We start from the raw sequence: 14,620 nt of genomic DNA, 5'->3' as shown, positions 1-14,620 counted from the left end.
CATCTGCGATGCTCAACAGAATCAGCGTCATCCGAGGTTTTTGAAATGAATGTTTTGATCATTGGCAGCGGTGGCCGCGAACACGCCCTGGCCTGGAAAGTGGCCCAGGATCCCCGTGTGCAGAAGGTTTTCGTGGCCCCGGGCAATGCCGGCACCGCCATCGAAGCCAAGTGCGAAAACGTCGCCATCGACGTGCTGGCCCTGGAGCAACTGGCCGACTTCGCCGAGAAGAACGTCTCGCTGACCATCGTCGGCCCGGAAGTGCCGCTGGTCGCCGGCGTGGTCGACCTGTTCCGCTCCCGTGGCCTGGACTGCTTCGGCCCGACCGCTGGCGCCGCGCAGCTGGAAGGCTCGAAAGCGTTCACCAAGGATTTCCTGGCGCGCCACAAAATCCCGACCGCCGACTACCAGAACTTCACCGAAATAGAGCCGGCCCTGGCGTACCTGCGCGAGAAAGGCGCACCGATCGTGATCAAGGCCGACGGCCTGGCCGCCGGTAAAGGCGTGATCGTTGCCATGACCCTGGCCGAAGCCGAAGACGCCGTGCGCGACATGCTCGCTGGCAATGCCTTCGGTGACGCCGGTTCCCGCGTGGTGATCGAAGAGTTCCTCGACGGCGAGGAAGCCAGCTTCATCGTCATGGTCGATGGCAAGAACGTGCTGCCGATGGCCACCAGCCAGGACCACAAGCGTGTCGGCGATGGCGACAGCGGCCCGAATACCGGCGGCATGGGCGCCTACTCCCCAGCCCCGGTGGTGACCGCCCAGGTGCACCAGCGCGTCATGGACCAGGTGATCTGGCCGACCGTGCGCGGCATGGCCGAGGAAGGCAACGTCTACACCGGCTTCCTCTACGCGGGCCTGATGATCGACAAGGCTGGTAACCCAAAAGTCATCGAATTCAACTGCCGTTTCGGCGATCCTGAGACCCAGCCGGTCATGCTGCGCCTGCAATCGAGCCTGGTCCTGCTGGTCGAGGCCGCGCTGGCCCAGGCCCTGGACAAGGTCGAAGCCCAATGGGACCCGCGCCCAAGCGTCGGTGTCGTATTGGCGGCCGGCGGTTACCCGGGCGACTACGCCAAAGGTAGCGCAATCCAGGGCCTGGACGCCGCGGCCCGGCTGGAAGGCAAAGTCTTCCATGCGGGTACTGCGTTGAAGGATGGGCAAGTGGTCACCGCCGGCGGTCGTGTGCTTTGCGCCACCGCCCTGGGCGCCAGTGTCGACGACGCTCAGCAACAGGCCTACAAGCTTGCCGCCGAGATCGACTGGGAAGGTTGTTTCTACCGCAAGGACATTGGCTACCGCGCCATTGCCCGTGAGCGTGGCGAAAATCTGGAATAACCCGGCCATTCAGCCAGGCAGGGGCCTGCGGCCCTTGCCTGACTGTTCCGGCGCCGCGCATAGTTATAATCTGGCATCAACCTACGAAGGGATTTCGCCGTGCGCTGGCTCAGGATTGCCATAGGCTTTACCGTTACCCTGCTGACGCTGCTCTGCATGCTCCCGGCCCAGGCCGCGCCAGGCAGTGGCTGGGCGGTATTGCTCGATGAACAGGGCGACCTGACGCTGAGCGACATCCGCTCCGCTCGCTACACCAATCAATTCAGCCCCATCGACCTGGACCGCCTCAGGGCCGCCGAGCCCGGCGGTGCATTGTGGCTGCGCTTTCGCCTGGCCCCGGACAGGCACGAACAAATCCTGCGCATCTTCGCCCCCGACCTGTCACGCCTGAACCTCTATGTGCTGGACGGCGACGCCCTGGTCGAGCAACAGGTCAGCGGCAATGCCACGCCGCATACGGAACCGGCGGTGCCCAGCAGCGACTTCATGTTGCCGCTGCCGCGCAGCGACAAATCATTGGACGTCTACCTGCGACTGGCCTCGCGTCACGAACTGCGCCCCTACGTCACGTTGCAATCGGCCGTCGTGGCGGCCGCCGATCAGAACCAGACGCTGATCTATGGGCTGCTGTTCGGCTGCATCGCCATGCTGATCCTGCACAACCTCACTCGCTACGCCTACACCCGTTCCCGCAGTTGCCTGTGGCTGGCCGCCTGTGAAGGGCTGCTGATGCTCAGCCTGGTGCTGTTGCTGAACCTGGCCGGGCCCTGGCTGCCCGATTGGCCGGCGGTGCAGACGCCCGGCGCTTACCTGGCGTTGCTGCTGACGGCGCCCTGCGGCCTGATGTTCGCCTACCGCTTCTTCGCGCCCCTGGGGCCGCACCCGTTGAACCGGTTGCTGCTGGGGGACATTGTGTTCGTCATGCTGTGCAGCCTGCTGCTGTTGTTCGTCAACACGCTGCCACTCAATATCATGACCTACGCCCTGGTGGCCCTGGCCGGCCTGAGCATGCTGTTCGTCAGCGCCTGGCACTGGCAAAAAGGCTACCGCCCGGCCCGGCTGTTCGTCGCGGCCATGGTGGTCTTCAACCTGGGCACGCTGATCATTCTTCCGGCGCTGCAAGGGCTCACGGAAGTCCCTCCCCAGGGCTTGATCATCACCCTGCTGATCTTCATCTGCATCAGCGGCCTGTTGATGAGTGTCGCCCTGGGCGAGCGCCAGCGCTCGATCAACGAAAGCCGCTTCAGCATCAGCCGCGACCTGGCGGCGAGCAATGCCGAGATCAATGCCAAGGCCGAGTTCCTGGCCAAGATCAGCCATGAGATCCGCACCCCGATGAACGGCGTGCTGGGCATGACCGAGCTGCTGCTGGGCACACCACTGTCGGTCAAGCAACGCGACTACGTGCAGACGATCCACAGCGCCGGCAACGAACTGCTGACCCTGATCAACGAGATCCTCGACATTTCCCGGCTCGAATCCGGGCAGATCGAACTGGACGACGTGCAGTTCGACCTCAATGCGCTGATCGAGGATTGCCTGAGCATCTTCCGCGCCAAGGCCGAACAGCAGAATGTCGAGCTGATCAGCTTCATCCAGCCCCAGGTGCCGCGGGTGATCAGCGGCGACCCGACGCGGCTTCGCCAGGCGTTGCTGAGCCTGCTGGAAAACGCCCTGAAGAAGACCGACGAGGGCGAAGTGCTGATCGTCGTCGCCCTCGACGAGCGCAGCCATCAACCGCGCCTGCGCATCGCCGTGCAGGACAGCGGGACGCCGATGGACGCTGAAGAGCGCGACACGCTGATGCACGCCGAGCTGCACAGCAAGAACTTCCTCTCGGCCACGCGCCTGGGCGGCAACCTGGGGCTGGTCATCGCCCGCCAGCTGATCATCCTGATGCACGGGGAATTCGGCATCAAAAGCGGCAGCAACCAGGGCAGCACCTTGTGGCTGACCTTGCCCCTGGACCCGGATCGCCTCGAACACCCGACTTCCGACCTCGATGGCCCGCTGCAAGGGGCACGGGTATTGATCGTCGACGACAACGACACTTGCCGCAAGGTGCTGGTGCAGCAGTGCAGCGCCTGGGGCCTGAACGTCAGTGCGGTGCCCTCGGGCAAGGAAGCCCTGGCGCTGCTGCGCACCAAGGCGCACCTGCGGGATTATTTCGACGTGGTGCTGCTGGACCAGAACATGCCGGGCATGACCGGCATGCAACTGGCGGCCAAGATCAAGGAAGACCCGAGCCTGAACCACGACATCCTGTTGATCATGCTCACCGGTATCAGCAATGCGCCGAGCAAGATCGTGGCGCGCAACAGCGGGGTCAAGCGCATCCTCGCCAAACCGGTGGCCGGCTATACCCTCAAGACCACCCTGGCGGACGAGCTGAACCAGCGCAACCGGGGCCAGGCTACGAACGTGCAGGTGAACGCCGGTCCTCCCATTCCGGTGAAGGTGCCGAGCGATTTCCGCATCCTGGTGGCCGAGGACAACAGCATTTCCACCAAGGTCATCCGCGGCATGCTCGGCAAGCTCAACCTGCAACCCGACACCGCCAGCAACGGCGAGGAAGCCCTCAAGGCCATGAAGGAGCAGCGCTACGACCTGGTCCTGATGGACTGCGAAATGCCGATCCTCGACGGGTTTTCCGCCACCCAGCAGCTACGAGCCTGGGAAATGGGTAACCAGCGCACCCGCACGCCGGTGGTGGCGCTCACCGCGCACATCCTGGCCGAACACAAGGAGCGCGCCCGCCAGGCCGGGATGGACGGGCACATGGCCAAGCCGGTGGAACTGTCGCAACTGCGCGAGTTGATCGAGCACTGGGTGGCCCAGCGCGACCAGCAGAACAAGGCCGTGCACACGCCCTGAACCCGCGAAGAGCATTCGGCGACTACCCGTAGCGTCGTTCAGATTTCCAGCTCATGCAGGTGACGAGTCGTTTCGGCGATCACCGCGGCCGCGACTTTTTGCCTGAACGTTGCGTAATGCAGCGTGCTGAATGTCACGACGGCCATTTCCTCCACGCTGCTTTCCACCACTTGCTCCATTGGCCAGAACAGAAATCCCGAGACCGTCCTGCGGGTGCGGAACTGCTTGTGATACAACGCGATTTCCACTTTCCCGCGAGATTTGGCCGCGCAGGGGATCACCTGGAAGAATCCCGTATTGCGCTGTAGGCTCGTTCGTTCAAACAGCTCGAGCGCAGCAGGGCTTCGTCCAAGCGTTGCTATCGCCTGGCTGGCCTGCCGCGAATAGCCTGCGCCAAAGGAACGGGCGATCTGCTGCGAAACGCTATCGGCCATCAATCCTTGCCCGGCCTGCCCCGCACTGACAGGACGCGCCGAGTCCCACCCCAGGTACCTGAGCTTGTTCTTGTAATAGTCGAACCAGTTACCGACCAGACCGTCCTTGTACGCCGAACGGGTTGCCAACTGCGCGTACAAGTTGCTCAGGTAGATATCCTCGCGATCTTGGAGGGACAAACCCTCGTCGAAGGACACGATACTCCCGCCCACCACCGCTGCCCTCGATGCCTCATCCAGGCGCAACCGCTGCCCGTCGGCCGATCGAAACCCTTGATCCGTCATAACGCCCCCGCTTCCGGTTGCGCTTGCTCGACCGCATCGGAAATATCGATGATGTTCCTGGCGGCCTTATCCCCCAGCTTGTGGACAATCGCATCACGGAAGGGCGCATAGAGCGCCTGGGACAAATTCGCCTTGAAGCAACGCAATTGAATATTGCCCACCACAGGATCGGTGGAGAAGAGTTGTCCAAGAGGGTTGGACGTCACGTGCTCGGGCTCAAACTCCAGGCAGACGCTACTCAATACAGGCCCCTGTTGGGCCAGGATGACTTGCAGCCTGATTCTGTCGGGTGCTTTATGGGGCGCCTCGGACGAATCCGGGCTTTTCGGCCGATGGGCATGTTCACGCAGCAATTCAATAGCGGGCAACGTGCTGGACAACTGGGCGACGCGCTTCAATACATCAGTTACCTGCGTAATCAAAGTTCGCTCAACATATTCTCCCAGCCGCTCTTCGACACATCCCATCAGGTTGGTTTTCGATGAGGCAGCGAGTGTAAAGCTGTCCCAACTCACGGCCTTTTGCATCCAGCCATTATTCAGTACTTCCCGGTACGCTGAGTACCAGTCACTGGACCGGGCAAGAGCGGGGTATCTTTTACTGGCTACCAGCTGGGCAAACAATATCGAATTCAATATATCGAGCCGGTCCTGCCCAATCAGCTCAGTGGGCAGCAGGACAACAGCACCGGCATCAATAAAAACCGAACAATGATCTTTCATGACAATTACCTTATTCCATTAACGGATGGCGACTACCTCGGTAGTCGCCAGGAGATCAATCAATCAGATCTCGTACTCGTCGATTTTTTGTTTCGCGCGTTCACCCAGCTTTGCAACAATCATCTCTCGAGTTGCACTGATAATTGTCGGCACCATGGTCATATGACATTCACCGCGATACAGGTCTACCGAACTGCTATCCCAATCCACGAACAGGACCTTGGTCTGGTTCGTCCGCTTGATGAAGCGCACGGCGCCTAATGCCATGAGGATTTCACCGTGCGCGGTTTCGTGACAGGACGCCACACCAAAGCCCCCGGTGCCGGACTCCTGGATATTCTGGTCAAAGAGCCGCAGCGACTTGTCATTGGTTTGCAATGCGGCGATCGCATCACCGGCCACTTTAAGCATCAGCAATGAGGTTGGGCCAGGAACGGCAGCCGCCGCCACCGCCGAACCGAGGATTTTCAACACCAGTTGATCCATCTTGAAACTCTTGCCGGACGCGGCAACCTTATCGTGGTAATGCCGCAGAATGGTCCAGCCACAACTCTGCATGACATCAAGGAAGGTTTTATACCATTCATCGCCTTCGTCATCCCGCGGATACTTCTTATTGGCAACCAGCGATGCAAACAGATAGGAATGCTGGATATCCGCTTGATTTTGCGCCGTCATACCTGAAACGAACGACATGATAGCGTCTCCGACAATCGAAGCGCGGTCCGGCTTTTCGATTTCGTTGTCAAACCCTGCCGTTTTATATCTGGCAATCCGAGGGGAAACAATTACATAGTCCGGCGATATATCGTAGGCATTCAGGCGTTCCAGTCGGTCCGCCAAGGTGATAACCGAATCAAATTTAGTATTCATTGAATATGTCCCTTATTTAATTAAAGCCCTCCATGGGCCCGAGCGCCATACTTACCTATCCACCTTAAGGGTAACAAGCACAGAACTGTAACCGCACTTAATTCCAGGACAACAACCAACAACTAACAGAAAAAACAAACCAGGGTTTCACTACATTAAAACCCTCAAAGACACCCCGGCGCCTGATAGACTCCACGTCAATTGTCATTCGTTGCGAGTTCCGACCATGCTCCACGTGCTGTTCAGCGTTTACCTGAAGATGCTGGTGCTCTACAGCCCTTTCTTCGTCCTGTCCTGCTTCATCGGCCTGACGCGCGGCTATTCCCGCAAGGAACAACGCCGCCTGGCCTGGAAAGTCGCGACGGCGACGCTGATCTCCAGCGTGTTGCTGTATTTGTTCGGGCGAGTGATTTTCAGCGTGTTCGGCATCACCGTGGATGCGTTCCGGATCGGCGCCGGCAGCGTGCTGTTCATTTCGGCCCTGGGCATGGCCCAGGGCAAGTCGGCCGTGCAGACCGACAATGTGCAGCAGGACGTGACCATCGTCCCGCTGACCATTCCGTTGACCGTCGGCCCCGGCACCATCGGCGCCCTGCTGGTGATGGGCGTGAGCCAGCCGCACTGGGACGACAAACTCATGGCCATCATCAGCATCGCCCTGGCGAGCTTCACCGTCGGCGTCGTGCTCTACCTGTCCAGCCGCATCGAACGGATCCTCGGCGACCAGGGCCTGCAGATCGTCAGCCGCTTGATGGGGCTGTTTGTCTGCGCCTTGGCGGCGCAGATCATTTTTACCGGGGTGAAGGGCTACCTGGTGCCGTAAAAGGAGGACGGTTCATTCTGCGACCGGCGCTGTCGCCAGCAGCGCCTTCAGGGTTGCACTGCCAGTCGCCCCCAGGTCCCTTAACCGCGCCACGAATGTCGACACCGGGCGAGATTGTGCGGCGTTGAAGCCCAGGCATATTTCACCGCGCAAGGCCGGATCGGCGGAACACACGTCACGCAAGATCAGGCAGCGTTCACTGTCCGGATCGACAATGACCAGGTGCGCCTGGACAATCTCGAACACGAGTTTTCCAGGCTCATCGAATGCCCAGATCAAGGTGCTGGCCGTGACAGGTGTTTCACCCAAGGCATGGCGACAGTCGACAATGACCGACTCCAGCTTCAGCCACACCGTCTTCGTCAAATGGCAAGTCACCGCGCCCTGGCCCATACGCAGGATCAACCGGTTGACCTCATCGGGAATCAGCGGCAACAGATCACGACCGACCTTCTCCCCTTCGACCACCAGCACCTGGGCGTTACGCTGGACGTAATCGAACGGCCCGATGCTGCGCTTGTCCGGATAGATCAGCACCCGCCCATCCTGGTGCGCGTGCAGCAGCACGTTCACCGGTGCTTGAGTGCCCAGCAGGGTGAAGTCCCTGGGCAGGTTCTTGCCAGTGACCCGCAACAGCCGGGCACTTTGCACGTCATACCATTGCAGGCTTCCAGGCTCGGACTCCACCGAGACGAACTCGGCATGTTGCGCCGCCTCCAGCAATCGCTGCAGGGCTGCGACCAGGTGCTCGTCCTGGGCCCTCACCCAGGCGTGGTTGACCCCGGTGATGGTCGCCGCCTCCTGATGACGCAGCGCCAGCGACACACCTTCCACGCTGGTCCCGCGCAATCCGCTGCCTTCGGGCGTGACGTCGGCGAACCGCCAGCCGGTCCACTCGCGTCGATAAGCCGGCAGGCTGGTGCCCGGCAGCAGTTGCGAGCCGGCGCCGAATGCTTGATCGAGCTGCTGCGGGTCGAAGAATGCCTGGCTCACGACTTCACCGCTCGACCGATCGAACAGCCAGGCCGACTGATTGTCCGGCGTCACGCCGAGCAAGCGCACTTCTTTGTCGAGTCCCGGATCGCACAACACCAATCGGTGCTTCACGTACCAGGCACACAGGTTGCCGTCGCCGGCGGCATTGCGCAGGCCGGCAATGGCGAAATCCCTGTCCGGATAGCGCTTGGCCAATGGCTCCAGCGCCTGCCACCAGCGGGCACGGCCCTTGAGCCAGTGCTCGCTCACACCAGCAAACGACAACGCGCCTTGCGCGGCGAGGTTGAAAAACAGCCCATTGTCATCGAGCGCCACGTAGCCCCCTTCGACAGCCAGGACCTGCTTGAGTCCGTCGGGCTGCACCCAGCGGTGCGTCCATTGCGCCTTGCCGTCCTTCACACTGCGTTGCAGCCGGCAGAGCGTTTGGTTGGGGGTGACTCGCTGGTAGACGAAGAACACATCGCTGTCATCGGCCATCGGCAAGAGCATCAGGCCGTCCAGGTGCTTGATCGAATCGTCCCAGCCACGGGCATGATGCTTGGCCGGCTGTGCAAGGATCAGCTGTCGATCACTGCCGCGTACCCACACCATGTCTCGAACGTCGGGGGCAATCGCCCAGCAGATCGAAACATACGGCGCTGGCTGCCAATCGACGGTGACAAGCCCATTGCTCGAAGGCCCGGAGGCCAGCCGCAGGAAATTGCCGAGCAAGGACGACCATTCGGCCAGGGTATCGTTGGCCAACAGCAGCGCTTGCAGCTGCGGCGCCGTGTCGTAGGTGACGGAACTCAACAGCAGTTGCCCGTCATGAATCAGGTAGCGGTATTGCCGGACGGTTTTCTTATCAACGACGTATTCCTGCACCACATGAATCACCCCCTGGGCATCCGCCGCAACGCTGCGAATGGTGCTTTGACCGTCCTGGATAAGTAGCAGGTAACAGCGCTTGAGCAGGCCCGTGGCGCAGTCCGTTTGCCAGATCTGCAACTGCTCCGGGTCATGGAAATACGCGGAGCCCTCCAGGACCACCGACAACTGCGGTTCACCGAGCACTTCCAGATCGTCGCGGATGTAGAGGAAACGGTCTTCGTGGGCGTCATACCAGGCCGTGGTGTAGCGCGGTTGCCGGGGATCCTCGAACGGGATCAGGAAACGCTGGACCGGCGTATACGGCAGTGCCAATCGGTGCTCCCGCGCCAGGCCCTTGTAGTGGTCAAGCAGCGCCTGCTCGTCGAGCCCCTCGGGCGCCGTCTGCTCGACCAGGTCCAGCTGCTGTTTACCCTGGGTGACGCTGAACAACTGATCGGCCGTGCGGATCAGCACTTCCTGGCGACCGACCCGGGTCACATGGACGGTGCCGATGTACAGGTCGCCGGAAGGCTCGACCCGGATGTCACTGTCCTTGGCCCAGTTCGCCTGTAATACCCAGCGGCAATACGTCTGGTTCGGTGCGACCAGCCTGATGTCGGCCCCGGGGTTGAGCATCACCGTACAGCGCCCGCCCGCGCCCCGGAGCCAATAGGCCAACTTTCCTTGCCAGGCTTCCGGCAGGAGGGGAACCACCAGTGTCCGCTCCAGCGCATCCAGGTTCACCCGGATAACCGTTTCGCCATACACCGGGTTCAGGCGATTGAGGATATAGTCGGAAGGAAACGAATAGAACGAGAACAGAAACAGCCAGGTACCGTCCGCTTGCTTTTTTTCCAGGCGCCGGGCCGTGTCGAAGCCGCGGTCATGACGCCAACGGGCAAAGGGCAGCGCCTTGTATTCATAACCGTACGTGGTGTGTGGCGTGCAGGGCAGCACGATGGGTTGGCCGGCGGGCGGCGCGAACCCGACTTGCCCGGGCAGCCCCAGCTCCCGGCGAATGTCGATGGCTCGCGCGTTATCGGGATCGAAGCCCGGCACACCAAAATGATCACGCAGCGGATACAGCTTCGGGCTGTCGAGCAGCACCGTTCCCTCGTTCAGATCGATGCTTTTGACCAGCAGTGACGGCCGTGCCACCCACGCGGCCAGCGTGTGATCGTAGTGGTAGCCGTCGCCCCAGTAGGCCCGCTCCAGGTCGTCGAAAAACTGACCGACTTGCCGTGCCTCGCGGGCGATGGTGGCAAACCCCTGGGCCAGGGCGGCGACGCCGACGGCCAATCCACCGAGAATCACCCCCGCACCGCCGAGTACCGCCGCCGCGGTCGATGCTCCGGCCAACCCCGCCCCGACACCGCCCGCCGTCAAGGCCAGGCTGGCAGAGTCGAAGGTCAGTTGGGTGCCGAATTGCGCGGTCTCGACGCCGTTTCGCGCGGTCTTCAACTGATAGATATCGAAGCCTACATTGGCCAGCCCCAACACCGCGCCGACGCCCTCGTTGGCCGCGTGCCCCAGTGCCTGGCCGACAATCGGCGCGCACGTGCGGGCGATGAGCCGTTCTTCCGCCAGCGCGGTGCGAGCCAACTGCACCAGGCCCGCCACGTCCACGACATTGCCGTGCACCAGCTGCGCATAATTGACGTACGCGTGCAGGCGCACGGCGGTGGTCAACGTCCGGTCATCCCCTTCCCGACCGCGCAAGGCATTCATCAAGGCCTGGATGGTGAAACCGGCGTTGAGGGTATGGACACTGGCGGCCTCGGTCGGGTCCAGGACGTTCCCCGTCTGCGCGGGTTTGCGCGCCAGGGTCGAAAACTGTTCCGACAGCCAGTTCTTGATCCGCAACAGGCGCTGATCGTCGCTGAGCACCTGAACCGACTGTTGCGGTTGTGCGGGATCGATCAGGCTCACCCGGTATTTGCCTTCGGGAGTGATCTCCAGCGTTTCGAACAAGGGCACCAGCGGCGTCGCCGAGTCATGCAAATCCTGCAAATCGACCGTTGCCTGGGCGATCTGCTGGCCCCACCAGTGGCTGTCCAGTTCCAGCAAACTGCTGCCCAGGTGCGAGTTGTCCACCAGGGATCTGCCGTGGGCATTGTTCAGGCGCTGGCGAATCGCAAGCGCCGGTTTTCCAGGCAACTGATCGGGCTTGAGCAGGTGTTCCACGGTGAAGCCGTCAGCCAGTTCCAGGGCGGCGATTTTTTTGCTGTGCAGGTCGATCAGATCGAATTCCGGCCGCGCGTCAGGACCATAAGCGGCGTAATAGCGGGCCATGCCCTCTGTTCGGAAAAACGTTTCCAGCGCCCGTTGCAGTGCATCCGGCTGGTCGAACTTGCACAGGCCGAAGTTGGGGTCGAAAAAATGGTAGGTGGCACGTTCTTCACTGACGGTCTTGGCCACCAGCATCGAATGGTTGTCAGAGTTGAGCATCAGCGTACGGGGGCCGATGTGCTTCTCGAGCCGGGCCCTGACCTGATCCAGGTTCGCCTGCCCCAGACGCGTCCCGACCTCCGTCATCGGTACGTCCCGCAGCGCCTCCAATGTTTGCACAAAGGCCTGGGAATCGGCTTGCCCGGGTTCGAGCACCGCCAGGAAGAAACGCTCGCGCAAGTGCCCGGAGGACGCATCGCCCTGGGCAAGCGCTGCACTCATCACCAACGCCAAGGGATAGCAGCGCCCGCCAATCGCCTCGCCATCGCCGTTGAGCAGCAAATCCTGAGGGACCATTTGCACGCCGTTGCGGCCAAATCCGTCCAGCACCTGCGCGGAGCGTTCGACGACCTGGAGACGGTGCTCCAGGGTCGCCACTTTCTGGATCTGCGCGACATGACGGCCCCACTGGAACAGCGTCCGCGCCTGTTTCAAGGCGGTTTTCTTCAGCTCCAGCGCGCTGTCGGACGGCAGCGGCGTATCCGCCGGATCGTTCACCAGGCCGTTCATGAACCCTGCCGCCCTGCGCTTGAACAATTGCCGCTCGATGACCGCGTAACGGCCGGCCACCGCCTGCTCGGCGACGCTGTTGGCCAGGTTCTCAAGTTCACTGGTGGCGGCGTTGAAGCGCTGGTTATCCAAGCTATCCAAACCGAGCAACACGCCCAGTGACAGCCTTTGCAAAGGGCTGACCTCAATGACCCGCCGGGCACCGCTGGCGATCTCACCCAGCACGTCGTCGATCCCCAGGCTTTGCATCTTTGCATCGCTCAGGAACACCGGAACCAGCGTATCGGGCGCCTGGCGCCGGATACGCTGGCGATCATCGAAACTCAGCGGCAGCGGCTTCCCGAAACGGATTTCACCGTCATGCCCTTGGCTCATCGCCTCGATGAACGGCTCGCCGAGTCCCTCGACCAAGCGCTCCAGGACATCGGTCAGCAGCACGGCCCGGCCTTCGATCAGCGGCCAGCCCTGTTGGAATTCAACGATCGAATGCTTGAGCAACTGGGCGATGTCGCCGCTGTAGCGCGTGCGGTACTGACCTTCACGCCAGCGTGCCTGCTCGTCGGCCAGCCATTTTTCCGGTTGGTTGCCATGTTCTTTCCAGGAGTGATCCTGCTCCTCTTCGGTGGCGCCGTTAACCGTCAGGTGGGGGGCAACGCCCGCCTCCTCGCGCAAGGTCTTGGCAACCGCTGCGCTCAAGTGCGCGTTCGCATAGTCGGCCATGCCGTCGCGCATGGCGCCGGGGCCCGTCAGATGGATGGTGCCTTCACTCTCGAAGCGGATGCCGTCGCCAAAGTGGGTGGCTACGCCCGATATCCGCGCGATCGCCCTGAGCACCTCGCCCATCGGCAGGCGGCTCAGCGATCCATGTCTTTTTTCGAAGACTTCTTCCACCAGCACCAACATGCCGGCAACGTCGCTCAATGCAACACCGCGCTGGGCGGCCAGTTGGACCGATGCGTCAATCAACTCGTAGTTGGAACGCAGACGGTCGATCACACTCTTGAGAATCTCGGCGCCCGGATGAGCTATCAGAAAGGCATTGGTCAACGACAGCTCCGCGCTCAAGGCCCGCAGCGCGAAAGGTCGGGCCAGCCGCTCCGCCGGCAGTTCGAAGACCTCGCTCAAGCTTGGCCGGCTCCGCGCGAACGCTTCCAGTGCCGGCAGATGCTCGGCAGGAATATGCCCACGATAACGGGAGGAGGCCTGGCGACCCGGCAGCCATTCGGGGTTCTCGTTCAGCAGCAATTGCAGGGTGCCCAGACGGGCATCATGGTCAAAACCGCTGATGTCGACGCCGCCCAGGGTGGCCGATAACGGCGGAAGGTGGTCGATATCGGTATACCTGCCACCTTCGGCGAACAGGACTTCCATGCGCACCACATCCGAGGCCGCCGCCATATTGCCGAGCAAGCGCATCTCCCGGTCATAGACCTCCTGCAACTGCAACGAAACCGCGCCGGCGGCAAGATCGCGCAACTTGAAGCCGTCCATGTCCAGGACACTGCGCCGATTGCGTTCCAACTGTTGGCGCAGCACTTGCGCATCCTGACCGTAGGCGCGGGCCAGTAAATCGATCCGGGCTTCATCGGCTGATCCGCCATTCACCACAGCGGCATTGATATGGGCCTGCATCTGTTGTTTCAGAACAAGGGCATGTTCGTTGTACAGGGCCCCCAACTCGACTTCAGTAATACGCTCATCTACGCCGTGTAAAAAAACATTGGCCTTGGCCGCCTCGACAATAAACTTATTGGTTTGCCAGGCCAGTAGTGCATCGCTGTCATACCAGAGATTCAGGGTATAACCCTGCCGGGCCAACACCTGCCGCCATACATTGAGATAATCGCGCTGAATGTCGCCAAGACCGCCGCCGAGCCAGACGAAGTGCAACATCCTTGGCACTTCCTTGGGCAACTTTTTCATCTGCTCGGCACTGAACTGGAGGCGCGCTTCGTGCTGTTCGACTTTGTCGTATATCTGCGGCAGGTCAATCCCGGCGCCGGCAGGGCTGGAGATATGCGTATCCTGGCTGCGCTTGACCCTGCGCTTGCCCACCAGCTTGGCGAGCGTCTGTTTCAAGAGCCCCAAGGGCTCGAGCAACCGGTGGGAATCCGGCATGCCGATACAGGCAAAGTAATAACGGATGACCGCGTCGTAGTGCTCAGTGTTCTTGTAAGGCAACAGTGCCCGTTCGAGATCGGCCAGTTTGAAAAGGCTGATGAAGCCGAGCGCACTGTCGCCCGTCTTGATGTTCGCTTCCTGCATATAAAAACACTCCTTGGCCTGTTCCGTAAAAAACAGGCCTATAACAACGCCGCCGCCAGCACGAGTTCTGGCGACCTATTGATTCAATTTAATATCTTGCAACTTGGCGACACCTGAAACGTCTGCCAAACACTGACAAGCGCACACCGACAACTTATCAGGCAGGCAAACTAACGCTTAGAAACCAACAACTCAAACGG

At 61.3% G+C, this 14,620-nt stretch carries 7 protein-coding genes; 3 read left to right on the top strand and 4 right to left on the bottom strand.

All coding sequences use genetic code 11. The features are described 5' to 3' along the window. Positions 1-45: 45 nt before the first annotated feature. Positions 46-1,341 carry a phosphoribosylamine--glycine ligase gene (purD, locus tag J4E63_RS23505; RefSeq protein ID WP_092204790.1) on the top strand — a complete coding sequence of 432 codons (1,296 nt, stop codon included), beginning with the start codon at positions 46-48 and terminating at the stop codon, positions 1,339-1,341. Positions 1,342-1,440: 99 nt separating this feature from the next. Continuing rightward, the gene (locus tag J4E63_RS23500) at positions 1,441-4,215 is read left to right on the top strand and encodes a hybrid sensor histidine kinase/response regulator (protein ID WP_207283500.1); all 2,775 of its coding nucleotides are present in this window, start codon (positions 1,441-1,443) and stop codon (positions 4,213-4,215) included. A gap of 38 nt (positions 4,216-4,253) precedes the next feature. Here the strand turns inward: J4E63_RS23500 and J4E63_RS23495 are convergent, their stop codons facing one another. The 3 genes from J4E63_RS23495 to J4E63_RS23485 all read right to left on the bottom strand — a co-directional run bounded on the left by J4E63_RS23495 (position 4,254) and on the right by J4E63_RS23485 (position 6,529). Next, positions 4,254-4,934, bottom strand: coding sequence for a hypothetical protein (locus J4E63_RS23495; RefSeq protein WP_225613672.1), 681 nt, complete (start codon positions 4,932-4,934; stop codon positions 4,254-4,256). Continuing rightward, entirely contained in the window at positions 4,931-5,656 is a 726-nt protein-coding gene (locus J4E63_RS23490; protein WP_207283499.1) for a hypothetical protein, read from the bottom strand. Before J4E63_RS23490 ends, J4E63_RS23495 begins: the two co-directional genes overlap by 4 nt. A 63-nt stretch (positions 5,657-5,719) precedes the next feature. Next, positions 5,720-6,529 carry a hypothetical protein gene (locus J4E63_RS23485; protein WP_207283498.1) on the bottom strand — a complete coding sequence of 270 codons (810 nt, stop codon included), beginning with the start codon at positions 6,527-6,529 and terminating at the stop codon, positions 5,720-5,722. 226 nt (positions 6,530-6,755) lie between these two features. Between J4E63_RS23485 and J4E63_RS23480 the strand changes: the two genes are divergently transcribed. Then, positions 6,756-7,352: a MarC family protein gene (locus J4E63_RS23480; protein ID WP_060739358.1), complete on the top strand. Its 597-nt coding sequence runs from the start codon at positions 6,756-6,758 to the stop codon at positions 7,350-7,352. 12 nt (positions 7,353-7,364) lie between these two features. Here the strand turns inward: J4E63_RS23480 and J4E63_RS23475 are convergent, their stop codons facing one another. Further along, the gene (locus J4E63_RS23475) at positions 7,365-14,420 is read right to left on the bottom strand and encodes a TcdA/TcdB pore-forming domain-containing protein (RefSeq protein ID WP_207283497.1); all 7,056 of its coding nucleotides are present in this window, start codon (positions 14,418-14,420) and stop codon (positions 7,365-7,367) included. Positions 14,421-14,620: the final 200 nt, after the last annotated feature.

It is taken from the genome of Pseudomonas sp. FW300-N2F2, from assembly GCF_017351655.1.
Classification (GTDB): Bacteria; Pseudomonadota; Gammaproteobacteria; order Pseudomonadales; family Pseudomonadaceae; genus Aquipseudomonas; species Aquipseudomonas fluorescens_AA.
This window is presented reverse-complemented; position numbering and strand designations above follow the sequence as displayed.

Bases quoted from the DNA above. Each gene is read 5' to 3' on its own strand.
- purD (WP_092204790.1), top strand. From the start codon at position 46: ATGAATGTTTTGATCATTGGCAGCGGTGGCCGCGAACACGCCCTGGCC.
- J4E63_RS23495 (WP_225613672.1), bottom strand. From the start codon at position 4,934: ATGACGGATCAAGGGTTTCGATCGGCCGACGGGCAGCGGTTGCGCCTG.
- J4E63_RS23490 (WP_207283499.1), bottom strand. From the start codon at position 5,656: ATGAAAGATCATTGTTCGGTTTTTATTGATGCCGGTGCTGTTGTCCTG.
- J4E63_RS23485 (WP_207283498.1), bottom strand. From the start codon at position 6,529: ATGAATACTAAATTTGATTCGGTTATCACCTTGGCGGACCGACTGGAA.
- J4E63_RS23480 (WP_060739358.1), top strand. From the start codon at position 6,756: ATGCTCCACGTGCTGTTCAGCGTTTACCTGAAGATGCTGGTGCTCTAC.
- J4E63_RS23475 (WP_207283497.1), bottom strand. From the start codon at position 14,420: ATGCAGGAAGCGAACATCAAGACGGGCGACAGTGCGCTCGGCTTCATC.